Source organism: Mycobacterium shunyiense, assembly GCF_058270075.1.
Window position 1 is genome coordinate 146,075 of record NZ_JBZDPU010000023.1, and the last position, 21,926, is coordinate 168,000.

The 21,926-nt window shown below is 66.8% G+C and carries 20 protein-coding genes and 1 tRNA gene; 11 read left to right on the top strand and 10 right to left on the bottom strand.

The window, feature by feature from the left end; translation table 11 throughout:
* Window positions 1-27 precede the first annotated feature (27 nt).
* Together AC4ELH_RS25435 and AC4ELH_RS25440 are read right to left on the bottom strand one after the other, a co-directional pair.
* Window positions 28-447 carry a hypothetical protein gene (locus tag AC4ELH_RS25435; RefSeq protein ID WP_448445396.1) on the bottom strand — a complete coding sequence of 140 codons (420 nt, stop codon included), beginning with the start codon at window positions 445-447 and terminating at the stop codon, window positions 28-30.
* Between the two features lie 55 nt (window positions 448-502).
* The gene (locus tag AC4ELH_RS25440; RefSeq protein WP_064884074.1) at window positions 503-1,471 is read right to left on the bottom strand and encodes a TerC family protein; all 969 of its coding nucleotides are present in this window, start codon (window positions 1,469-1,471) and stop codon (window positions 503-505) included.
* A 227-nt stretch (window positions 1,472-1,698) separates the two neighbouring features.
* Here AC4ELH_RS25440 and AC4ELH_RS25445 point away from each other — a divergent pair, with 227 nt between their 5' ends.
* Genes AC4ELH_RS25445 through AC4ELH_RS25470 form a run of 6 tightly spaced genes read left to right on the top strand, consistent with a single transcriptional unit; the run spans window position 1,699 to window position 10,602 of the window.
* Window positions 1,699-5,643, top strand: a complete 3,945-nt coding sequence (locus AC4ELH_RS25445; RefSeq protein ID WP_498887508.1) for a Pls/PosA family non-ribosomal peptide synthetase — start codon at window positions 1,699-1,701, stop codon at window positions 5,641-5,643.
* The gene (locus AC4ELH_RS25450; protein WP_064883981.1) at window positions 5,640-6,977 is read left to right on the top strand and encodes a M1 family metallopeptidase; all 1,338 of its coding nucleotides are present in this window, start codon (window positions 5,640-5,642) and stop codon (window positions 6,975-6,977) included. The genes AC4ELH_RS25445 and AC4ELH_RS25450 overlap by 4 nt, the downstream gene beginning before the upstream one ends.
* The gene (locus AC4ELH_RS25455) at window positions 6,974-8,251 is read left to right on the top strand and encodes a lipopolysaccharide biosynthesis protein (protein ID WP_448445392.1); all 1,278 of its coding nucleotides are present in this window, start codon (window positions 6,974-6,976) and stop codon (window positions 8,249-8,251) included. The genes AC4ELH_RS25450 and AC4ELH_RS25455 overlap by 4 nt, the downstream gene beginning before the upstream one ends.
* 29 nt (window positions 8,252-8,280) lie before the next feature.
* A complete protein-coding gene (gene ppgS / locus AC4ELH_RS25460; protein ID WP_448445649.1) occupies window positions 8,281-8,979 on the top strand; it encodes a polyprenyl-phospho-N-acetylgalactosaminyl synthase PpgS in 699 nt (232 codons plus the stop codon).
* Window positions 8,976-9,326 carry a DUF2304 domain-containing protein gene (locus AC4ELH_RS25465; protein WP_064958155.1) on the top strand — a complete coding sequence of 117 codons (351 nt, stop codon included), beginning with the start codon at window positions 8,976-8,978 and terminating at the stop codon, window positions 9,324-9,326. The genes ppgS and AC4ELH_RS25465 overlap by 4 nt, the downstream gene beginning before the upstream one ends.
* Entirely contained in the window at window positions 9,319-10,602 is a 1,284-nt protein-coding gene (locus AC4ELH_RS25470) for a hypothetical protein (RefSeq protein ID WP_498887511.1), read from the top strand. Before AC4ELH_RS25465 ends, AC4ELH_RS25470 begins: the two co-directional genes overlap by 8 nt.
* Here the strand turns inward: AC4ELH_RS25470 and AC4ELH_RS25475 are convergent.
* The 3 genes from AC4ELH_RS25475 to AC4ELH_RS25485 are packed head-to-tail and all read right to left on the bottom strand — an operon-like array spanning window position 10,555 to window position 13,946.
* Window positions 10,555-11,181: a TetR/AcrR family transcriptional regulator gene (locus tag AC4ELH_RS25475; RefSeq protein WP_064883987.1), complete on the bottom strand. Its 627-nt coding sequence runs from the start codon at window positions 11,179-11,181 to the stop codon at window positions 10,555-10,557. The two genes, AC4ELH_RS25470 and AC4ELH_RS25475, sit on opposite strands and share 48 nt — an antisense overlap.
* Window positions 11,182-11,183: 2 nt before the next feature.
* The gene (locus tag AC4ELH_RS25480) at window positions 11,184-12,965 is read right to left on the bottom strand and encodes an N-acyl-D-amino-acid deacylase family protein (RefSeq protein ID WP_498887514.1); all 1,782 of its coding nucleotides are present in this window, start codon (window positions 12,963-12,965) and stop codon (window positions 11,184-11,186) included.
* Between the two features lie 39 nt (window positions 12,966-13,004).
* Entirely contained in the window at window positions 13,005-13,946 is a 942-nt protein-coding gene (locus AC4ELH_RS25485) for a GDP-mannose 4,6-dehydratase (RefSeq protein ID WP_064883989.1), read from the bottom strand.
* Between the two features lie 56 nt (window positions 13,947-14,002).
* On the opposite strand from AC4ELH_RS25485, the gene AC4ELH_RS25490 reads away from it, so the two are divergent.
* The 4 genes from AC4ELH_RS25490 to AC4ELH_RS25505 all read left to right on the top strand — a co-directional run bounded on the left by AC4ELH_RS25490 (window position 14,003) and on the right by AC4ELH_RS25505 (window position 17,404).
* A complete protein-coding gene (locus tag AC4ELH_RS25490; RefSeq protein WP_498887516.1) occupies window positions 14,003-15,760 on the top strand; it encodes a hypothetical protein in 1,758 nt (585 codons plus the stop codon).
* Between the two features lie 162 nt (window positions 15,761-15,922).
* Window positions 15,923-16,465 (top strand): hypothetical protein, encoded by a 543-nt coding sequence (locus AC4ELH_RS25495; protein WP_254358693.1) that lies wholly within the window; start codon window positions 15,923-15,925, stop codon window positions 16,463-16,465.
* A gap of 66 nt (window positions 16,466-16,531) precedes the next feature.
* Window positions 16,532-17,011 carry a hypothetical protein gene (locus tag AC4ELH_RS25500; RefSeq protein ID WP_064958158.1) on the top strand — a complete coding sequence of 160 codons (480 nt, stop codon included), beginning with the start codon at window positions 16,532-16,534 and terminating at the stop codon, window positions 17,009-17,011.
* A gap of 27 nt (window positions 17,012-17,038) precedes the next feature.
* Window positions 17,039-17,404, top strand: coding sequence for a carboxymuconolactone decarboxylase family protein (locus AC4ELH_RS25505; protein WP_064883993.1), 366 nt, complete (start codon window positions 17,039-17,041; stop codon window positions 17,402-17,404).
* Here AC4ELH_RS25505 and AC4ELH_RS25510 read toward each other — a convergent pair.
* Window positions 17,401-17,931, bottom strand: a complete 531-nt coding sequence (locus AC4ELH_RS25510) for a hypothetical protein (protein ID WP_498887519.1) — start codon at window positions 17,929-17,931, stop codon at window positions 17,401-17,403. The genes AC4ELH_RS25505 and AC4ELH_RS25510 overlap by 4 nt on opposite strands.
* 9 nt (window positions 17,932-17,940) lie before the next feature.
* Window positions 17,941-18,588 carry a winged helix-turn-helix transcriptional regulator gene (locus AC4ELH_RS25515; protein ID WP_498887521.1) on the bottom strand — a complete coding sequence of 216 codons (648 nt, stop codon included), beginning with the start codon at window positions 18,586-18,588 and terminating at the stop codon, window positions 17,941-17,943.
* Between the two features lie 28 nt (window positions 18,589-18,616).
* On the opposite strand from AC4ELH_RS25515, the gene AC4ELH_RS25520 reads away from it, so the two are divergent.
* Complete coding sequence (locus AC4ELH_RS25520; protein WP_498887523.1) at window positions 18,617-19,063, top strand: DUF1761 domain-containing protein; 447 nt, start codon at window positions 18,617-18,619, stop codon at window positions 19,061-19,063.
* An 8-nt stretch (window positions 19,064-19,071) separates the two neighbouring features.
* Here the strand turns inward: AC4ELH_RS25520 and AC4ELH_RS25525 are convergent, their stop codons facing one another.
* The 3 genes from AC4ELH_RS25525 to AC4ELH_RS25535 all read right to left on the bottom strand — a co-directional run bounded on the left by AC4ELH_RS25525 (window position 19,072) and on the right by AC4ELH_RS25535 (window position 21,868).
* Window positions 19,072-20,337 carry an ATP-binding protein gene (locus AC4ELH_RS25525; protein WP_498887525.1) on the bottom strand — a complete coding sequence of 422 codons (1,266 nt, stop codon included), beginning with the start codon at window positions 20,335-20,337 and terminating at the stop codon, window positions 19,072-19,074.
* Window positions 20,338-20,527: 190 nt separating this feature from the next.
* Window positions 20,528-20,603: transfer RNA gene (locus tag AC4ELH_RS25530), tRNA-Thr, on the bottom strand.
* 56 nt (window positions 20,604-20,659) lie between these two features.
* A complete protein-coding gene (locus AC4ELH_RS25535; protein ID WP_064937350.1) occupies window positions 20,660-21,868 on the bottom strand; it encodes a DNA polymerase III subunit delta' in 1,209 nt (402 codons plus the stop codon).
* Window positions 21,869-21,926: the final 58 nt, after the last annotated feature.

Sequence of the window (21,926 nt, forward strand, 5' to 3'; positions counted from 1 at the left end):
GGCAGTCGACCGATTGCGGGCTCGAGATCAGGAGGCTCGCGCCTGCGAGCGCAGCTCCAGCCGGCGCAGCACGTCATCGCCCAGCACCCGCGGATCCTGATCGGACCCGGCCGCGATCAGGGTGACCCCGTCGGCCACCTCGGCCGCCTCGATGTCCGCGATCAGGCCGGCCAGGCCGTCAACTGTCCCGATGTAGCGCACCTGCGCCTCGGGACCGGCCGGCTCATGCCATCTGTGCGCCGAGCGGTAGGCGGAGCTGAACTCTCCGGCCACCGCGACCGTGACGTCGAGGATCACCGAGACGTCCTCGTCCTCCGACTTGAGACCGGACCGGATCCGGCGCGCCTGCGCCAGGTCGGGCGCGGAGATCCGCGCCGTCGGCGCCCCACCGTCGGTCAGTTCGGTCCACGCCTCGGCATCCGCCACGAATATCCGCACCCCGGCCACGCTAAGTGCAAATAACGCACCTGCACAGAGTTACGTTCAGCCGGAATCCAAGGGACTACCGCGCGTCACGCACCCGAGTCTTGTACAGACTGGCGGCGGTGGTGATGGCCAGCGTCACGATGATCACACCGAGGCTGGCCAGCGTCGGGATCTCCGGGACGTGCACCGGCTCGCCGCCGTTGATGAACGGCAGCTCGTTCTCGTGCAGCGCGTGCAGCACCAGCTTGACGCCGATGAAGGCCAGGATGAACGCCAGTCCCTGCGACAGGTAGACGAGCCGCTTGAGCAGGTCACCGAGCAGGAAGTACAGCTGCCGCAGTCCCATCAGGGCGAACACGTTGGCCGTGAACACCAGGTAGGGCTCCTGGGTGAGGCCGTAGATCGCCGGGATCGAGTCCAGCGCGAACAGCAGATCGGTGGTGCCCAGAGCGACGATCACGAGGAACATCGGCGTCATCAGCCGCTTGCCATTGTCGTGCACCCACAACTTCAAGCCGTCCCACTGGTCCGTGGTACGCAGGTGCTTGCGGGCGAACCGCACCACCCCGTTGTCGCCGTCGTCGTCGTGGTCGGTGTCCCGGACCAGGTTGATCGCGGTGTACACCAGGAACGCGCCGAAGATGTAGAACACCCAGGAGAACTCGTTGATCGCGACCGCGCCGAGCGCGATGAAGATGCCGCGGAAGATCAGCGCCAGGATGATGCCGACCAGCAGGGCCTGCTGCTGGTAGATCCTCGGCACCTTGAAGCTGGCCATGATGATCAAGAAGATGAACAGGTTGTCGACCGACAGGCTGTATTCGGTGAGCCACCCGGCGAAGAACTCCAGCCCGAACTGGTGGCCGTGGAAGTACCAGACCCACACACCGAACGCCACCGCCATGCCGATGTAGATCGACAGGTACGTCGCGGTCTCCCGCGTGGTGGGTTCGTGGGGGCGTCGCCCGATCACGACGACATCGAACAGCAGAACGGCGATCGTCACCGCCAGGGTGATGATCCATTCCAGCTGAGTTACCTGCATCGAGAATCCTCCGGTCGTCAAAACGCCGGAGGTCTCTTCCACCGGCTACCCGCACCGGCCCGCGACACCGATCGATCATTTGACGACCGACGTGATGACGACATCGCAGCGAAGGAATACTCCCCTCCGCCGACCAGTCTGCCTGACGGACCCCACGAATCGAAATCGAACCGGCACGCCGCACCGACCGGCGAGCCGTCTCGACGCGGGCTTAGTAGTTTGTACTCGTGACAGCTGCCGCCAGTGCACACGAGATTCCACCGCAGTACGTGCTATCCCCACTGGCCCCCGAGCCACGCACACTCGTCGACATCCTCAACGACACCGCCAGGCGTTTTCCCGACGCGCCGGCCCTCGATGACGGTTCCGTACAACTCACCTACTCCGAGCTCATCGCCGATGTCGCCGACAGCGTGGCCTGGTTGGCGGCACGCGGTATCGGCCGCGGCGACAAGCTCGGAATCCGGATGCCCTCGGGCAGCTATGCGCTGTATGTGGCAATCCTGTCGGTGCTGGCCTGCGGTGCCGCCTACGTCCCGGTGGACGCCGACGACCCCGACGAACGGGCCGAGCTGGTGTTCGGCGAGGCCAACGTGGTCGGGGTGATCACCGAGGCCGGCCTGGTCCGCGGGCCTGGATCGTCGCGCGGCTGGCGCGCCGCCGAGCCACTCGGGCGCGACGACGCCTGGATCATCTTCACCTCGGGCTCGACCGGTACCCCGAAAGGTGTGGCCGTCACCCACCGCAGCGCCGCCGCATTCGTCGATGCCGAAGCGCGAATGTTCCTGCAGGACAACCCGATTGGCCCTGGCGATCGGGTGTTGGCCGGGCTGTCGGTGGCCTTCGACGCCTCGTGCGAGGAGATGTGGCTGGCCTGGCGGCACGGCGCCTGCCTCGTGCCCGCCCCGCGGTCGTTGGTGCGCAGCGGCATGGATCTGGGCCCGTGGCTGGTGAGCCGCGACATCACCGTGGTGTCCACGGTGCCGACGCTGGCGGCGCTGTGGCCGGCGGAGGCGCTGGAAGCCGTCCGGTTGTTGATCTTCGGTGGCGAGGCCTGCCCACCTGAGCTGGCCGCCCGTTTGGCAGTCGACGGCCGCGAGGTGTGGAACACCTACGGCCCCACCGAGGCGACCGTGGTGGCCTGCGCCGCGCAACTCGACGGCCAGGGACCGGTCAGCATCGGCCTGCCGCTGGCGGGCTGGGACCTGGCGGTGGTGGACAAGGACAGCTTGCCGGTGGCGGTCGGTGAGGTCGGCGAACTCGTGATCGGCGGCGTCGGCCTGGCCCGCTACCTCGATCCGGAGAAGGACGCCGAAAAGTACGCCCCGATGCCGACGCTCGGCTGGAACCGGGCCTACCGCAGTGGCGACCTGGTCCGTCTGGAGAACGACGGCCTGTACTTCCAGGGCCGGGCCGATGACCAGGTGAAGGTCGGCGGCCGCCGCATCGAACTGGGTGAGGTCGACAACGCGCTGGTGCACCTGCCCGGTGTGAGCGGCGGTGCGGCCGCGGTCCGCAAGACCGCCAGCGGCACCCCGTTGCTCGTCGGCTACATCGCCAGTACCGATCCCGACTTCGACCTCGGCGCGGCCCGGGTGGCGCTGTCCGAGTCGCTGCCGGCCGCGCTGGTGCCCCGCCTGGTGCTGCTCGACGAACTCCCGACCCGCACGTCGGGCAAGGTGGACCGCAATGCACTGCCGTGGCCGCCGCCGGGCGGTGCCGATCAGGACGCCCCCGAACTCGACGGCACCATGGGCTGGCTGGCCGGGTTGTGGCGCGACGTTCTCGGTACGGCGGTCGAAGGACCGGAGGCCGACTTCATCGCCCTGGGCGGCGGCTCCCTGTCCGCCGCGCAGTTGGTCGCCGCACTACGCCAGCGCTACCCACTGGTGACCGTCGCCGACCTCTACGACCATCCCCGGCTCGGCTCACTCGCCGGCTATCTCGACGAACTCAAACCCCCGCCGACGATCCAAGCCCGCGAGGTCAAGCCGACCCCGCTGCTGACTCAGGCCGCACAGGTCGCACTGTCGCTGCCGTTGGCCACCCTCACCGGAATGCAGTGGGTGGTCTGGCTGGCACTGCTGAACAACATCGCCGCCATCTCGGGGATCGTGCCGTGGGCGCACCCGCTCAGCTGGTGGTGGGTGCTGGCCGGGTTCCTGCTGTTCGTCACACCACTGGGGCGCATGGGCATCGCGGTGCTGTTCGCCCGGATGCTGCTCGGCGGGCTTGAGCCCGGCACCTACCGCCGCGGCGGCCCGGTCCATCTACGGGTCTGGATCGCCGAGCGACTGGCCGATGCCAGCGGCGCCGAGAACCTGGCCGGGGCACCGTGGATGGTCTACTACGCCCGCGCCCTGGGCAACACCGTCGGCAAGGGCGTCGACATGCACTCGGCGCCGCCGGTCACCGGCATGCTCAAGATCGGTCATCGCGCCTCGGTCGAACCCGAGGTGGACCTCACCGGGCACTGGATCGACGGCGACCTGTTCCACGTCGGGCCCGTGACGATCGGCAACGACGCCACGATCGGCGCCCGCACCACGCTGTTACCCGGGGCCAGCATCGGCAAGAACGCCGATGTCGCGCCCGGCTCGGCAGTGACCGGCAAGGTCAAGAACGGGCAGTTCTGGAAGGGCTCACCCGCGGTGAAATCGGGCAAGGCCCGCCACCCGTGGCCCGATCACCGGCCGGGACGCGCCCCGCTGTGGGTCGGGGTGTACGGGGTGTCTTCGCTGCTGCTGGCCGGCCTGCCGCTGCTGGCCCTGGCCGCGGGCCTCGCGGTGATCGTCTGGGGCATACACGGCACCGCCTCACCGGCCGACGCGCTGCTGCCCGCACTGGCATGGACGCCGGCCGCCGCCGCGGTGGCACTACTGACCTACGCCGCGCTGACCGTGATCGGGGTGCGCATCCTCTCGGTGCGACTGTCCGAGGGCTACCATCCCGTGCGCAGCCGCGTGGGCTGGCAGCTGTGGACCACCGAACGCCTGATGGACGCCGCCCGCAACTACCTTTTCCCGATCTACGCCAGCCTGCTCACGCCGTGGTGGCTGCGCCTGCTCGGCGCGAAAGTCGGCAAGGACACCGAGATCTCGACCGCCCTGTTCACCCCGAAGTTCACCGAGGTGCAGGACGGCGCGTTCCTCGCCGACGACACCATGGTGGCGTCCTACGAGCTGGGCGGCGGCTGGATCCACGTCGCAAAGGCGACGATCGGCAAGCGAGCCTTCCTCGGCAACTCCGGTATCACGCAGCCGGGCCGCAAGGTGCCCAATGACGGCCTGGTGGCCGTCCTGTCGGCCACGCCGCACAAGGCGAAGGCCGGCTCGTCGTGGCTGGGCAGCCCGCCGGTCCGGTTGCGCCGCAACGCCACCGCCGCCGACGCGCTCCGCACGTTCCACCCGTCGACCCGGCTCAAGATCATGCGCTCGGCAGTGGAGACCTGCCGGTTGATCCCCGTGATCGTCACCTTCGCGATCGGCGTCGCGGTGCTGGGGGCGATGCAGGCCGTGACGATCCGGTTCGGTTTCCTGTGGACGGCGCTGACCGGGGGTCTGGTCCTGCTCGCCGCCGGCCTGCTGGCCGGGACCATCGCCGTGATCGCAAAGTGGTTGGTGGTCGGCCGGATTCGCGCGGTCGAGCATCCCTTGTGGTCGTCGTTCGTCTGGCGCAACGAGGTGTCGGACACCTTCGTCGAAACCGTCGCCGCACCGTGGTTCGCCCGGGCCGCCAGCGGCACCCCGGTGATGAACCTGTGGCTGCGCGGACTGGGCGCCTCGATCGGGCGCGGCGTGTGGTGCGAAACCTACTGGCTGCCCGAAGCCGATCTGGTGGCGCTGGGGACGGCGTCGACCGTCAACCGCGGCTGCGTGGTGCAGACCCACCTGTTCCACGATCGCATCATGCGATTGGACAGCGTTGTGCTCGAAGAAGGTTCGACGCTGGGACCGCACTGTGTGGCGTTGCCCGCGGCCCGCCTGGGCGCCGGTGCCACGGTCGGGCCGGGGTCGCTGGTGATGCGGGGCGACGAGGTACCACCGTCGACGCGCTGGCAGGGCAACCCGATCGCACCGTGGAACATGTTCGGTAAGAAACGCGGGGGCGACAAGGCCCCCGACAAAAACCCGGACAAGACTGCGAAGAAGACAGAAGACCCGGCCGCGTGACCCGATCGAAGAAAGCCGCAAAGAAGTTGGTACCCCAACCCGTGATCGACCCGTATCTGCCGCGCAACGGCAACTTCGGGTACCGGGTGTCGCGCTACGAACTCGACCTGGAATACAAGGTCGCGATCAACCGGCTGGCCGGGACCGTCACCATCACCGCGGTGACCTTGGCCGCGGTGCGCAACTTCACCCTCGACCTGTCCGACGCCCTTACGGTGTCGCGGGTCTCGGTGAACGGCCGCCGCCCCGCCCAGTACCGATGTTCGGGTGGGAAGCTGTCGATCACGCTGCCCACGGCACTGCCGGCCGGCGCCGCGATGACCGTCGTCATCCGCTACAACGGAACCCCGCGCCCCATCGAATCCTTCTGGGGTGACGTCGGTTTCGAGGAACTGTCGAACGGCGCCCTGGTGGCCGGCCAACCCAACGGGGCGGCCTCCTGGTTCCCGTGCGACGACCATCCGAGTTCGAAGGCCAGCTACCGGATCCAGATCAGCACCGACAGCCCCTACTACGCCCTGGCCAACGGCGAGTTGATCTCCCGAAAGGCCCGCGCCGGGCACACCGTGTGGACCTACGAGCAGGCCGAACCCACATCGACCTACCTGATCACCCTGCAGATCGGCCAGTACGAGAACCACCGGCTGACCAAGACACCGGTACCGATGCACGCAGTGCTGCCTGCCCGGTTGCGCCGCAATTTCGAGCACGACTTCCAAGACCAGCCGCAGATGATGAAGCTCTTCATCAAGATGTTCGGCCCCTATCCGCTGGCCAGCGGCTACACCGTGGTGGTCACCGAGGACGATCTCGAGATCCCGTTGGAGGCCCAGGGCATCTCGATCTTCGGCGCCAACCACTGCGACGGGCACCGCGGCGCCGAACGGCTGATCGCCCACGAACTGGCCCACCAGTGGTTCGGCAACTCGGTGACGGCGCGACGCTGGCGCGACATCTGGCTGCACGAGGGATTCGCCTGCTACGCGGAGTGGCTGTGGTCCGAACACAGCGGCGGGCATACCGCCGCGGAGTGGGCCGAGCACTATTACGAACGGCTGCGCGACAAGCCCCAGGATCTGCTGCTTTCCGATCCCGGGCCCGAGGACATGTTCGACGACCGGGTCTACAAACGCGGCGCACTGACCCTGCACGCGTTGCGCACCCTGATCGGTGACCGCAATTTCTTTGCGCTACTGAGGGATTGGACAGCCCGCTACCGTCACAGCACGGCGTTCACCGACGATTTCACCGGGCTGGCCGCCGGCTACACCGACGAGCCGCTGCAGCCGCTGTGGCAGGCGTGGCTGTATTCGAAAGAGCTGCCAGACCTGTGACCGATGGCGGCGCCGCCCCAGCAACTGGACCGATAACGCGCAGCAGCGTCGCCCGCGTCGGGCTGGCGACGGCGATCAGCGCACTGTGCGGCTATGCCGTGCTGTATCTGGCCGCCCGCGACCTCGAGCCGGCAGGCTTCTCGATCTTCAGTGTGTTCTGGGGCGCGTTCGGCCTGGTGACCGGCGCCGCCAACGGGCTGTTGCAGGAGGCCACCCGCGAAGTCCGCTCTGCACGTCACCGTGACCTCTCCGGAAGCCCCAGCACCCACCCGATGCGGATCGCGGGGCTGGTCGGCATCGTCGCGGCCATGGTGATCGCGCTCAGCTCACCGCTGTGGAGCTCGCACGTATTCGCCGAGTCCCGGGCGCTGAGTGTGGTGCTGCTCAGCGTCGGACTGGCCGGATTCTGCCTGCACGCCACCCTGCTCGGCATGCTCGCCGGAGTGAACCGCTGGACCGAGTACGGGGCCCTGATGGTCACCGACGCGGGAATCCGGGTGGCTGTCGCGGCCGCCACGTTCGTTCTCGGCTGGGGCCTGGCCGGATTCCTGTGGGCCACCGTGGCCGGCGCGGTGGCCTGGCTGATCATGCTGATCGCGGCACCGGCGGCGCGCCTGGCCGCCGGCCTGCTCACCGCGGGCAGTCCCGCGACGTTCCTGCGCGGGGCGGCCCACTCGATCGCTGCGGCCGGCGCCAGCGCGATCCTGGTGATGGGATTCCCGGTGCTGCTCAAGGCCACCTCCGGTGACCTGGGTGCGGCCGGCGGTGTGGTGATCCTGGCCGTGACGCTGACACGCGCACCGCTGCTGGTTCCGCTCACCGCGATGCAGGGCAACCTGATCGCGCACTTCGTCGACCAACGCGACAAGCGGCTGCGGGCATTGCTGGCCCCCGCCGCCGCCGTGGCCGCGCTGGGTGCCGTGGGTGTGACCGCGGCCGGACTGCTGGGGCCGTGGCTGCTGCGGGTGGGATTCGGCGACGAGTACCGGGCGGGCGGACCCCTGCTGGCCTGGCTGACCGCCGCCGCTGTCGCCATCGCCATGCTCACGCTGACCGGCGCCGCGACGGTCGCAGCCGCCCTGCACCGGGCCTACGCACTGGGCTGGATCATCGCCACTGTCGCGGCCGTGGCGCTGCTGCTGCTGCCAGTCGGGCTGGAGACCCGGACCGTCATCGCACTGCTGTGCGGACCGCTGGTGGGCATCGCGGTTCACCTGGGCGCGCTGGCGCGCGCGACGCTGGCACGAAACGGAGCGGCTCCGGCCGCGACATAAGGCCGGAGTGTAGTTTGGTGCCCATCGACATGCGCTTTCACGACATTTGGATCATCATCCCCGCCTTCAACGAGGCGAGCATCATCGGCGACGTCATCTCGGACGTGCGCTCGGTTTTCCCTAACGTGGTGTGTGTCGACGACGGGAGCCGCGACGGCACGGCCGACCTGGCCGTGCGGGCCGGCGCGCACGTCGTCCCCCATCCGGTGAACCTCGGTCAGGGCGCGGCGATCCAGACCGGCGTCGAATACGCGCGCAGCCGGCCAGGGGCCCGGGTGTTCGCCACGTTCGATGCCGATGGTCAGCACCAGGTCAAGGACGTGGTGCGAATGATCGACCGGCTCGACACCGACGGCGCCGATCTTGTGGTGGGCACCCGGTTCGCCAATCCGGACGCCCATGCGGTGACGCACACCCCGCCGTTGAAGCGGATCATCCTGCGTGCGGCGGCATTCCTGAGCCCACAGAGCCGCGCCTTCGGGCTCACCGACGCGCACAACGGACTGCGGGTGTTCAACAAGCTGGTCGCCGACGAACTCAACCTCACGATGAACGGCATGAGCCACGCCGGCGAGTTCATCTCGCTGGCCTACGAAAGCCGTTGGCGCGTAGTCGAGGAACCGGTCGAGATCCTCTACACCGACTACTCGAAGTCGAAGGGGCAACCACTGCTCAACGGGGTGAACATCGTCTTCGACGGGTTGTTACGCAGGAGGATGTCCCGGTGAACTGGATTCAGGCACTGCTGATCGTCGCGGTGCTGGTGCTGTTGGCGTACCTGCTGGGGTCACGGCGCAGCGCACGGTCCAAGGCGTGGGTGAAGGTCGGTTTCGTGTTGTTCGTGGCAGCCGGCATCTACGCGATCCTGCGCCCCGACGACACCACCGTGGTGGCGAATTGGCTTGGCGTGGACCGCGGTACGGACCTGATGGAGTACATGCTCATCATCGCGTTCGTTTTCGTCACGCTGTCAACGTATTTGCGCATCAAGGATCTCGAGCTGCGCTACGCCCGGCTGGCCCGCGCCGTAGCGCTGCAGAACGTGCGGGTGCCTGCCCCCTCAGAAGATGAGTGACGAGGCATCCGACACCACCGACGACCCAGCGTCGCTGAATGCACTGCTGGCTGTTGCGGCCGAGCGCCAAAGCGAAGGCGATCTGCGCGGGGCACTGCGCAGCGCCATCGAGGTTCACGAAGCCCGGCGCACCACCCTGGGCAACGATCATCCGGACACGCTCGCTGTGGCGTGGCTCGTGGTCAGCTGGCGATACGACCTCGGCGAAGCCGGGGCCGTCGAAGCCATCCGTGACCTGCTCCCGACCATGGAGCGCGTCCTCGGTGCCGAGCACCGCGATACGTTGTGGGCGCGGCACACCCTGGCCGCAATCGACGACGGCGCAACAGATCCGGCCGATCGCCTGCTGCGATGGGTTCACCTGTGCGGTGCCGACACTCGCGCTTTCGGTGCACGCCACCCACTGACGCTGGCCGCGGCATACGGGGCGGCGTTGGCTCGTCGCGATCTCGGCGATCCCTACGGTGCGAGCATGGAGGCGCTGGTAGTGCACCAGCACCGAGTCCGCCTCCTCGGTGAGCACCACCCCGAAACGTTGGCGGCGCGACTGGCGCAAGTGAGCTGGCACGGTGAGGCGATGGGGGTTACCGCGAAGACCCTCACCGACCTCGACGACCTGATCCCGGTGCTGGAGAAAGCGCTCGGTCACGACGATCCCACCACGTTGACCGCCCGGTATACCCGAACGCTGTGGATCCCGGAATCAGCTGACAACACGATGGAGCGCATTTCGGAATGGGAGGTCCTCGCAGAGGATCTCGCCCGCGGACGAGGCGATGCGGATCCATTGACCCTATCGGCTCTGGACAGGCGGGCCGCAGCACGCATGGAGTGGCAAGACCTGCTGGAGGCGACCCGCGATATCGCCTACAGCCTGGAGCTTCAAGAGCAGAGCGACGACCCACACTGCCCCGACGCCGAGAGCAGGGCGGCTGATGCCGCAGACGAGGAAGAGTCCGAGCAAGCACACTACTTCGAATGCGTTGTGACGGCGAAAAGGGCGTTGTCGCAGTGCGTCCGGGGCGCCGGTAACGATGCACACCAGACGTTGCTGTGGCGCTACTACCTCGCATGGTGCCTGTGGGCCGGACACGAATTCGCTTCGGCCGGTCAGCGGGCCCGACGGCTGGTCGAGGACAGCACGATCATCGTCGGGGAGGACCATCCATTGACCGAGGCAGCGCGGATCTTGTTGTCCTTCAGTGACACCCAGGCATGGAATGGACTCTCACCGTTCTGGGACGGCAGCGACGCCGCTGAACTGACCGGAAGTTAGCGACTGAGCAAACTCCGCCAACATGGCGATCCGGGCGTCCTCGAGTTCCGGCATCGGCAGCACGCGGCGCACCATCGCGGCGCCGTCGAACGTGTTGATCACGATGGTCAGCAGTACGGCGAAGACATCCTCGGGGATCTGGTCCATGCCGGGCCCGTGCTTGGCGGTTTCGTAGATGTTGTGGATGTACTCGGTAAGCACCGCCTGGAGCGGGCCCCGCAGCTTTTCGTCAGTGCGCGCCGCCATCAGCAGTTCGTGCCACACGGTATTGGTTTCACTGCCGGCGATGTCGCGCAGGATCGCCAGCGCCGCCGGCAGCGCCGGCTGCTCGGCGGCGATATCCGCACCCAGCTTGCTGCCCAACTCCACCTGCCGGCGCGCCACCTCCCGCGCCGTGGCCGCCATGAAGTCGCTCATCGTCGGGAAATGCCGGAACAGCGCGCCGTCGGAAACCTTGGCCCGCTTGGCGATCACCGCCGCCGAGGCCTTGGCGTAACCGACCTCGATGATGGTGTCGATGGCGGCGTCGAGTAGCCGTGCGACGGTCTCCTCACGGCGCTGCTGCTGGGTTCTGGCCATCTCTATACGGGCGTGCGGTCCAGTTGCTCGGCACCGGCCCGCAGATACCGGCCCGACTTAACCGATTCGCCGTAGCCGTCCCGGAACTGACCGTTGCGGAACACCACAGCACCGTTGACGGCGGTGGCGATGACGGCGTCGTCGCTGCGGTTCACCATGCGGCTCAGCCCGCCGTAGAACGGGACCGGCTCCTCGTGATACGCCTCGACCGTGTCATTGAGGCCGGCCGGGTCGATCACCACGAAGTCGGCCCGGTCGCCTTGGCGCAGAGTTCCGGCCGGGACTCCGAACCAGTCGGCCACCTCGCCGGTCAGCCGGTGGACGGCATGCTCGGTGGTCATGAACGGCCTGCCCGCCAAGTGGGCGTCGCGTACCCGCTTGAGCAGCTTCACCGGGTAGTTGTAGAACGCCATGTTGCGCAGATGCGCACCGGCATCCGAGAAACCCATGTGCACCGACGGTTCCTTGGCCAGCTTGTCCAGGAACTTCGGGCGGTTGTTGGCCACGATGGTCGTCCAGCGAACGTTGCGCTCACCGTTGTCGACCAGGACGTCGAGGAACGCATCGAGCGGGTGGATGCCGCGCTCGTCGGCGATCTGGCCGAAGCTCTTGCCGATCAGCGACCGGTCGGGGCATTCGACGATCGTGGCGTCGTGGAAGTCGCGGTGCCACAAGGTCGGTCCGAGCACACGCCGGTCGAAGGACTTGCGGAACCGGCGGCGGTATTCGGGGTCGGCGAGCAGCTTGTTGCGCTCGAACTGGTCTTTGAGATGCAGCGCGGCCGTTCCGGCGCCGAATTCCTCGAACACCGGCAGATCGATTCCGTCCGAATACAATTCGAACGGCACCGGCAGATGCTGGAACCGCACCTTGGCGCCCAGGATCCGGTTGAGCAGGCGGACGCCGGGCCCCAGCACCCGCACCGCGCCGGGCGAGGACTTGGCGTCGGCGGACACCAGCAGGCTCATCCGCACATCCCGGCGCCGGCCGAACTGGCCGCTGCTCTCCAGGAAGAAGTTCAGTGCCTCATGGACTTTCGCCACATTCGGCGCGCTCTGCAGCATCCGTCCGCGCTTGCGCAGGACCTTGATCAGGCGTCGACGCTCACGCCAGGTCGCGAACGTCGACGGCAATGCGCGGGAGCGGAACCGGTCACCGTCGAGCTTGTCGATCGCCGCGTCCATCCCGGACAGGCCGAGCATGCCCGCCTCGAGGGCCTCGTCGAGCTTGGCCGCCATGGTCTCCAGCTCGGCATCGGTCGGGGTGACACCACGGGTGGTGGCCCGATCCAGCCCGAGCACCGAGGCCCGCAGATCCGAATGTCCCAGCAGCGACGCGATATTCGGGCCCAGCGGCAACTCGTCGATGGCCTTCACATACTCGGCCGGACCTGACCAGGTCTTGTGCTGCTCCAACGCACCCAGCACGAACTGACGCGGAACCGCCTCGACGCGACTGAATAGGTCGGCGGCGTCCTCGGTGTCGGCGTACACCGTCGACAGCGAGCACATGCCGAGCAGCACGGTGGTCACCCCATGGCGCACCGATTCCCGCAGACCCGGATCGAGCAGCACCTCGGCGTCGTAGTGCGTGTGCACGTCGACGAAGCCGGGCAGCACCCATTTACCGCCGGCGTTGATGACGTCGGGACAATCGGTCTCGTCGAGCGGGGTGGCGGACACCGTCCCCACTACCCCGTCGCGAATCCCCAGCGTACGGACCTGCGGCGGGGCGCCGGTGCCGTCGAACCACAAGCCGTTGCGAACGATGACGTCGTAGGACATGACGCAACGCTAAACGAGAAAGTGAGTACTCACAATCTTTTAGCGAGAATTACTCCGGAAGTATTCGACCGTCTTGGGGATACCCGCGGCCAGATCCACCTGCGGCCGCCAGCCCAGCACATCCCTGGCCCGGCTGATGTCGAGCTGGGAACGACGCAGGTCACCGAGCCGCGGCGGGTGCATCTCCGGTTCGTCCGCGGCACCGACGGCCAGCGCGATCGCGGTGTGCATCTCGCGGGTCGAGGTCTCCACGCCCGTACCGACGTTGAACCGTTGACCGCCGCCGTCCGCCCCGGACGCCTTGACGAAGGCGTCGACCACGTCGTCGACATACACGTAATCGCGGGTGTCGGAGCCGTCGCCGAAGATCTTGGTGGGCCGCCCGGCCAGCAGGGCCTGGGCGAAGATCGCCACCACTCCGGCCTCACCGTGCGGGTCCTGACGCGGGCCGTAGACGTTGGCCGGGGCGATGTGTGAGCAGTCCAGGTTGTACAGATTGCGGAACATGTTGAAGTAGACCTCGCCGGCCACCTTGCTCGCCGCGTACGGCGAGGCCGGATTCGTCGGGGTGTCCTCGCTCGTCGGATACGACGGAGGAGTGCCGTACACCGAGCCGCCCGACGACGTATGCACCACCTTGCGCACCCCGGACTGCCGGGCCGCCTCGGCCAACCGCACCACGCCCACCACATTCACCGTGGAATCCAGCTGGGGATCGTCCACCGAACGCTTCACCGAGATCTGGGCGCCCAGGTGGAAGATCACCTCGGGCTGAGTGTCCTTGAACAGGCCCAGCAGATCCGCGTCGACGATGTCGGCTTTGACGAACTCGAAGTTGTCGCTGTTGTCGGCACTGCTCAGGTTCTCTGCCCGCCCCGAGCTCAGGTCGTCGAGCCCGACGACGCTGTGCCCGTCCGCCAGCAGTCGGTCGACCAGCGTCGATCCGATGAAACCTGCCGCTCCTGTCACCAGTGTTCGCACGGGCTCACCATACCGACGGCAGATGTACCCCCGCTGGGTCCGTACAGTCGGCAAGAGTGAACAAGGTCGCCCGCATCGCCGCTGCGCTGATCGCGCTGCATCTGGTGGTCCGGGCGATACTCGCATTCGGGGGCTATTTCTACTGGGACGATCTGATCCTGATCGGCCGGGCCGGGACCCAGAATCTGCTGTCGCCGTCCTTCCTCTTCGACGATCACGACGGCCACGTCATGCCCGCGGCGTTCCTGGTGTCGGGCGCCGTGACCCGGGTCGCGCCGTTCTCCTGGGTACTGGCTGCCGTGAGCCTGGTCGTGATGCAGCTGCTGGCCTCGCTGGCATTGCTGCGGGCACTGTGGGTGATCCTGGGCTGGCGGCCGGTAATGCTCATCCCGCTGACCTTTGCGTTGTTCACGCCGCTGGCGTTGCCCGGATTCGCATGGTGGGCGGCGGGGCTGAACACACTGCCCATGCAGGCCGCGCTGGCCTGGGTGGTCGGTGAAGCCGTGCTGCTCGTGCGGACCGGTAATCCCCGCCATGCCGTCACCGGGATTCTGGTGTTCCTCGGCGGACTGCTGTTCTTCGAGAAGGCCGCGGTGATCCCGTTCGTGGCGTTCGCGGTCGTCGCTCTCTTGGGGTACGTCACGGGGAACTTCGGCCTGCGCGACGTGTGGCGGCGCGGTCTTCAGCTGTGGGTCGGGTGCCTGGCCCTGACCGTGGCGTGGATCGGGGTTTACCTCGTCGTCGTCGATCAGAAGCGGTGGAGCTTCGATGTGGGGATGACGTGGGACCTGCTGAGCCGCTCATTTACCCACGGCATCGTGCCCGGGATCGTGGGCGGGCCGTGGTCCTGGCAACGCTGGGCACCCGCCTCACCGTGGGCCACCCCGCCCGTCTCGGTGATGGTGCTGGGCTGGGTGGTGCTCGTAGTCGCCCTTGCGGTGGTGTTGGTGCGCAAGACCCGCATCTGGCCGGTGTTGGTTGTGGCCCTGGGTTACGCCGTCGCATGCCAGATCCCGATCTATCTGATGCGCTCGTCGCGGTTCACCGCATTGGAGTTGGCGCAGACGCTGCGCTACCTGCCGGACCTCGTGGTGGTGCTGGCGCTGTTGGCGGCCGTGGGATTCTGTGCGCCGAACCGGGAATCCTCTCGTGTGCTTTCGGCGTCACCGGCGCGCACAGCCGTATGTGTCAGTGTCGCTGTGCTTTTCGTGGCGAGCAGCCTGTATTCGACCTTCACTTTCTTGAAGGTGTGGCAAGACAACCCCGTGCCCGCCTATCTGAACAATGCGCGCGCTTCGCTGGCGTCCACCTCATCGGCTGCCCCGCTGCTCGACCAAGAGGTCGATCCGCTGATCCTGCAACGCGTCGCCGCTCCGGAGAACCTGGCCAGCCACATGTTCGCACTCGCCTCGCCACGACCCGAGTTCGCCTCAGCGACAACCGATCTGCGGATGTTCGACCGGACCGGAACGCTGCTGCCCGCGAAAGTGACATGGGTACGCACCATTGTCGAGGGCCCGGCACCCAAGTGCGGCTTCCTGGTCCAGCCCGACGAACCCGTCGTCATGCCACTCGACGGGCCCCTGCTGCCGGCCGATTGGACCGCCGAGATCAACTACCTGGCCAACAGCGACGGTTCCCTGACCATGGCCCTGGCCGAAGGACCTGAAGTGAAGGTGCCGGTACGGCCCGGCCTCAACCGGGTGTTCGTTCGACTCCCCGGCGCCGGGCAGTCCATTTCCGTGCAGGCCAACACCGCCGCGCTGTCGGTCTGCATCTCCCCCGGACCCGTGGGATTCCTGGCACCGAAGTAGATCAGCTGCTGAGATACTGACGGTTGACTGTCGGGATTCTGCTGGGGGGACGTTCTGTGAGCAGACTGCAATGACAACGCTGCTCCGCTGGACACTCGAGCCTCGATCAACTCGGCCTCAGAGCGCGCGCATGCCTACGAGGTCGCATTTGCGAAAGCCACAGTGGCCAAACCGATATTGGCCGACCGAGCGGCACGACAGACTGACCTGCTTCGCGCCGCTGCCTTGCACAGTCTGGTTGCCACCGGGGCCCAGTCGGCGAAGAAGGTGGTCGGCACGGTGATCCGCCAACTAGCCATCTCAGCATTGGTCGCCTGCCTGCTCGCTGGTTGTGGGCTTTTCGGCAGCGGCGCGACCCGCCATGACGACCGCTTCGCGCGGCCCGATCATCCGAAGAACTCACCGTCCGGGCAATATGCGGTGGCGGTCGACATGGGACCGAATCAGAACGGTGTCGACACCTGGGTGGCAGTGATCCGGGACAACGCAACGGGCGCCGAAGTGTTCCGCGACTCGTACGCCTACAGCAGCCGCCACGGCGTCGGCATCACCTGGCTGTCCTCCGGCGACCAACTATGGTTGCTCTCCAGCGATGTCGGTACTGCCCACGTCGACCGGAAACCCGACGGGACCTGGATCAAGACCGGCATCTATCCGGAAACAGTCGGCGACATCCCCGAAGAGATCAAAGCTGCCGGTGGCTGAGGCTCGCATGCCCGCACACGAGCGATCCCCAGCTACCTCCATCGGACCCCAGAAGGGATCTGCAGTGTGACGCCACAACGAGTAGTGGCCGCAATCCTCGTATGCCTGACTTTCGTTGTCTCCGCGTGCAACCCGACCGGTGACGCTCCTAGCGGCGACACAACTTCCGACCAGATCCGCCACGATCTCGAACCCCTCACGAAACGCTTCCCGGCGATCGGCCACCCCATCTCGGCCACCTGGATGGGCGGCACCCTCGGTGTCCAACCAGATGGCCGGGCAACGGTTCCCGGGCCATCGGACTACTGGATCGAAGCGATCATCGAACTCGAACCGGCCACGGCAGATGCGCTGCGGTCGAAGTACGTCCCCACCGCAACAGCTGAGGCCCCAGAGCTCACAGAGAAGCTGCAAAAGGATGTGCCAGGCGGCCCCTTCCTCACCGGCCCAGCATTGGATACCGCACTCAGCAACGATGACTGGCGGTCGACCGCCTATCTCCACAGCGGATCGAACACACTCGTGATGCGATCGGTCGACGACTGATTCGGAGCGCGTGCCAAGCTGGCAGGCATGACTGACGTACGCGAACAGGGTCTGCGGGTCCTCCAGGAGATGGTGCCGCATCTGCCGGCAGACGTTGTGGAGCCCGACGGCAGCTTCGGCGACGAGCTGATGGGCATCGGCGTCGACAATGTCTTCGGCCGGTTGTGGAGTCGCGAGGGCCTGAGCCGGCGTGACCGCAGTCTGGTCACCATGGGCATCTTGATCGCCCTGCGGGCCACCGATGAGTTCGAGTCGCACGTCAGGATCGGGCTGCGAAACGGCCTCACGGAGGACGAGATCGCCGAAGTCATCTACCACGCCAGCGGTTATGCGGGATTCCCCGCTGCGAATACCGCCCGCAACGTGGCGCGTGAAGCACTGGCAAAGGGCTAGAAGACCCGGCTGCCCGTCTTCGACAGCTCGAAGCCGTGGTCACCGATCACGCACACCGTGCTCACGTCGGTGACGGCGCACGTCCCGGTGTCGGGGTAGACAAGCTTGCTGCCCGCGGGAAGCAGCTTGTAGTCAGCGGGGTCAACCGTGCGGTCACGCGGCTCTTTGTAGTCCGTGTACTTCTCCATGTTGGCCAGATCCCCGGTGGAGAATTTTGCCGGATCGAGTTGCATGGCCGCGAAAACGCTGACGAAGTTGCTCGTGGTACCGGGCAGCGCACCCCAGCAGGTGGCTTGCTTCATTGGTGGATTGGCACGGCCGGTGTAGGTGATCCGGCAGCGGTATCCGCCCGGGGTGACGAACTGCGCGCCGTTCGTCGTCGGATAGTTGTAATACGTGTTGTAGGGGTGAACATCCACCGCGGTGTAACCACCGAGATCCGGGATCGGCCCCGGATCGGCCCCGGCCACCGGCGATGTCAGTGAAACCACTGCTAGGAAGGCCGCCCCCACCACGATCCGTGCCATGCGGTGAGCCTATCGGCCCGGCGGGAACACCGAACGCAGCATTTTCACGTCCCCCTGGAAAGCTCCGTCGGCGAGGGCCTGGTCCACGGTGATCGCTCCGACCGCAAGTCCTACGACGCTGTCGGGCGAGGCGGTGAGGACCGCACCGGGCCGATCTTTCGGGACGAAGGCACTCGGACCGGTCTCATCGATGCGCAAGGTCATCAGAAAGCCGTCGGTCTCGATCCCGAGTTCGACGGGCGGGGTGGCCGTGGCGCCGAGAAGCAGGGCAGGCAGAGCGAGCGTGAGCCAGCGAGGCCGGAACTCATCTTCGCCACGCCCCGTCGCCAGCAGCGGAACGCCCCACCTTCCGAGCGCCTCCATCGGCTCGCGGAGCGCCGCACCCCAGGGTGTGAGTCCGTAGACGACCCCGGTGTCGTCGAGGCGTCGTTCGACGATTCCGTTCGTCTCCATGGTGCGAAGCCGCTCCGCCAGGAGGTTGGTGGCGATCCCTGCGAGCGAGGCCTTCAACTCGCCGTACCGCATCGCACCGGGAAGCAACTCCCGCACGATCAGCAGCGTCCAGCGGTCACCCACAACATCCAGCGACCGAGCGAGAGCGCAGAACTGCCCGTAGGAGCGGGAAACCTTCCCGGTTTGATTGATATTTTCAACCATACTTGATTTTATCAATCACATTGGGGGGATGTCGGACGAGGAGGGGCGATTTCGCATGGCGTTGAGCATCAGTTGGTTGGCGGTAGTCGTGGCCACCGCGGTCGGGATGGCGATCGCGTGGGTCTGGTACAGCGATTGGGGCCTGGTCGGCAGCGCCTGGCGAAAGCTGACCGGGGTGACCAAGGCGGACTCGGCGCGAGTGGGCAAGCGCCCCTTCGTCGTTCTACTGGTGTCGCTACTCGTGACGGCGATCGCGCTCACCGCCGCCTGCTCTATTACCTTCGGGTTCTTCGGCAGTGATTCCCTCTGGCTCGCCCTGGCGGTCGGAGCTGCGGCCTGGCTCGGGCTGTCGCTGTCTACGTTGGCGCAGCACAACGCTTTCGAGTTGAAGCCGGCACGGCTCACCGTGATCAACAGCGCGTATCAACTGGCGTTGTTCATCGGCATGACTCTGGCCATCGGCCTGCTGGCGTAGGCCCCGCCTCACGGCCCTAGCAGCGCCAACGGAATCACCGCCACGCCATCTGGCCGTCGGTACGCGAATTGTCCGGTGTTCACGACGATCCGCTCCACCAACCGGTCACCGATCTGCCCCTTGAGCCAGTTGAGATGGCGTACGTCCTTGTCGTCGACGGTTGGCGCCAGCTTCACTTCGATCGCGATCACTCTCATCCCCGGCCCCTCGACGATCAAATCGATCTCGTGGTCGCCGTTTTGAGTGCGAAGGTGCCCGACCGTTGCTTCGACAGCTTCCGCGTATACCCTAATCGACTGCGCGACAAGAGATTCGAACAGCGCTCCGAGCCACATGCCGGCCGGCCCCGGAGCGGTCATCCCACCGAGCAATGCATCGACGTCGACGCCGAACAACGCTGCCGCAAGTGCTGGGTCTACAAGGTGATGCTTGGGAGTCTTCGTCAGCCGCTTGAGCGGGGTGAAGGACGGAATCCATGGACTGATCGGGTCAAGAATGAACAGTCGTTGCAGGTGTTCACGGTATTGGGCGACGGTCTGCCTGGCAGGCTTATCAGACTCGCCCGGCGTAGCGGAATCGAGGATCACGCTGTAAGCCGCATCCGTCGACGTTGCCGCCCCGTACGCTGCGAGCCAAGCCCGCAACGCAGCAGGTTGACGGACTGCCATCCCGTTCTCGGGAAGTTCGCGCTCAACGATTCGGCTCAAGTATCCGTTGAGCTGCGCACGCCGGACCCGCGGAGGTAGATCCCGAATCCCCGGGAATCCAGAGCGCACAATTTCTTCGGCATAATCGGGCAAGGCAACGTCGGTCTGCCCTTCAACCAGCCTCTGGCCGCCGCCCAGTAGGGAACGAAGCGATACCGCCGTGCTGGTCAGGCCTCGCTCGGAAACGGACATCGGCCGCATGATCACGCTGAGGATGCGGCCCGCACCGGAATGGATCCTGGTGCCTGCCGCTAACTGCGCCGATCCCGTTAACAGAAATCTCCCACCTTCCGGCGACTGATCGACGCCACGGCGGACTCGGTCCCATATCGACGGGAGTAGCTGCCATTCATCGATGAGAATCGGCGGAGTCAGCCGATCGATCAGTCCGAGGTCAGCCGCCAGTGCCGATCGCTGGCCATCCTCATCCAGTTTCAGGGTCGACGTGGCTCGCTGGGCCGCGGTGGCCGTCTTCCCCACTCCCTTGGCGCCCTCCAGTGCGATGGCGGCGGTGTACGGAAACAGATCGTCGAGGAGCTGGTCAACCAACCTCGGTCGATATGCCACGAAGCGAATCTAACAAATCGCAGGGTATCTATCTAACAAATCGCAGCAATTCGACCTAACAGATCGCAGCATAGTCAGCGTTCGCGTGTGGAAAACGCCGACCGGCGACTAGATGAAAAGCCAGGTGAAGTATGCCGTCGGCCTGCCGGAGCAGAAAGGGACGGTCCACCAGAGCCGACTAAAAAACGCGTGGAGCCACCCAGGGGAATCGAACCCCTGACCTATTCATTACGAGTGAATTGCTCTACCGACTGAGCTAGGGTGGCGCACCCGGGCGAACCGGGCGGCACCACTTTACGGCAGACGCTGCCCAGGACCCAACTCACCCACGTAGCGCCTGCCCGACGGTCGCCACCATGGCGTCGACGGCGAACTTCGGCTTGACGTTGACGGCCAGCGCTTCACGGCATTCCAGCACCGCCTCAATACAGCGCAGCAGCCGGTCGGGTGGCACGTGGGCGGCCATGGCCTCCACCTTCTCGGCCATGTCCGGGTGGTTCGCCGTGACTCCGCCGGCGCCCGACGACACCAGCAGGGCATCGCGAAAGTAGGTGGCCAGGTCGATCAGTGCCCGATCCAGCGCATCGCGGGAGGCTCGGGTCTGCCGTGACTTCTGCCGTCGCTCCAGCTCTTTGAGCGCACCGGCAGTCCCGCGGGTGGTGGCGGCGGTACCTTTTCCGGTCCCACCTGCCCCCAGGGCGGTCTTGAGCTCCTCGGTCTCGGTCTCGTTGCGCCCCGCGGTCAACGCCAGTGCCTCGGACTCGGCGACGGCCACCATCTCCTCGGCCGCCGCGAACGCCCGCGCCGGCGTCGCCGCGTCGCGGGCCAGCCCGAGCGCCCGTTTCCGGCGGTCCCTGGCCTCGGGATCGGTCGCCAACCGCCGGGCCCGCCCCACATGGCCGCCGCTGACGGAGGCCGCCCAGCGTGCATCCGCCTCGGGCAGCCCGTCACCGGAGATCAGCACGTCGGCGATGGCGTCCACCGACGGCGTGGTCAGCGCCACGTGCCGGCACCGGGAACGCAGCGTGATCGCGATGTCCTCGGGGTCCACCGACGGCGCGCAGAGCAGGAACACAGTCGACGCCGGTGGCTCCTCCACCACCTTGAGCAGCGCGTTGGCCGCGCCCTCGGTGAGCCGGTCGGCATCCTCGATCACCACGACCTGCCACCGCCCGGTCCCGGGCCGACGCGAGGCGATCTGGACGATCTCGCGCATCTCCTTGACCGCAATCGACAGTCCCTCGGGCACGATGCGGCGCACATCGGCGTGGGTCCCGGCCATCGTCGTCGTACAGGCCCGGCATTCACCGCACCCCGGCGTCCCCTCTGACGTGCACTGCAGGGCCGCCGCGAAGCACAGTGCGGCGACCGAACGCCCCGATCCGGGCGGGCCGGTGATCAGCCAGGCATGTGTCATGGTCCCCACGGTGGTGCCACTGTGTGGCGAATCACCTCGGGCCGCCGACGCGGCCGCCACCAGCTCCTGTTCCACCGCATGCTGGCCCACCAGCCGCGAAAAGACCCCGCTCATCGTCCCCAACAGTAGTGGTCAAGCCGACACAACCACGTCACAGCAGGCGCTCAACGTC

Coding starts and splice junctions, on each gene's coding strand:
- AC4ELH_RS25440 (WP_064884074.1), bottom strand. CDS start 1,471: ATGCAGGTAACTCAGCTGGAATGGATCATCACCCTGGCGGTGACGATC.
- ppgS (WP_448445649.1), top strand. CDS start 8,281: ATGCGCTTTCACGACATTTGGATCATCATCCCCGCCTTCAACGAGGCG.
- AC4ELH_RS25470 (WP_498887511.1), top strand. CDS start 9,319: ATGAGTGACGAGGCATCCGACACCACCGACGACCCAGCGTCGCTGAAT.
- AC4ELH_RS25475 (WP_064883987.1), bottom strand. CDS start 11,181: ATGGCCAGAACCCAGCAGCAGCGCCGTGAGGAGACCGTCGCACGGCTA.
- AC4ELH_RS25480 (WP_498887514.1), bottom strand. CDS start 12,965: ATGTCCTACGACGTCATCGTTCGCAACGGCTTGTGGTTCGACGGCACC.
- AC4ELH_RS25505 (WP_064883993.1), top strand. CDS start 17,039: ATGACTGACGTACGCGAACAGGGTCTGCGGGTCCTCCAGGAGATGGTG.
- AC4ELH_RS25510 (WP_498887519.1), bottom strand. CDS start 17,931: ATGGCACGGATCGTGGTGGGGGCGGCCTTCCTAGCAGTGGTTTCACTG.
- AC4ELH_RS25515 (WP_498887521.1), bottom strand. CDS start 18,588: ATGGTTGAAAATATCAATCAAACCGGGAAGGTTTCCCGCTCCTACGGG.
- AC4ELH_RS25520 (WP_498887523.1), top strand. CDS start 18,617: ATGTCGGACGAGGAGGGGCGATTTCGCATGGCGTTGAGCATCAGTTGG.
- AC4ELH_RS25535 (WP_064937350.1), bottom strand. CDS start 21,868: ATGAGCGGGGTCTTTTCGCGGCTGGTGGGCCAGCATGCGGTGGAACAG.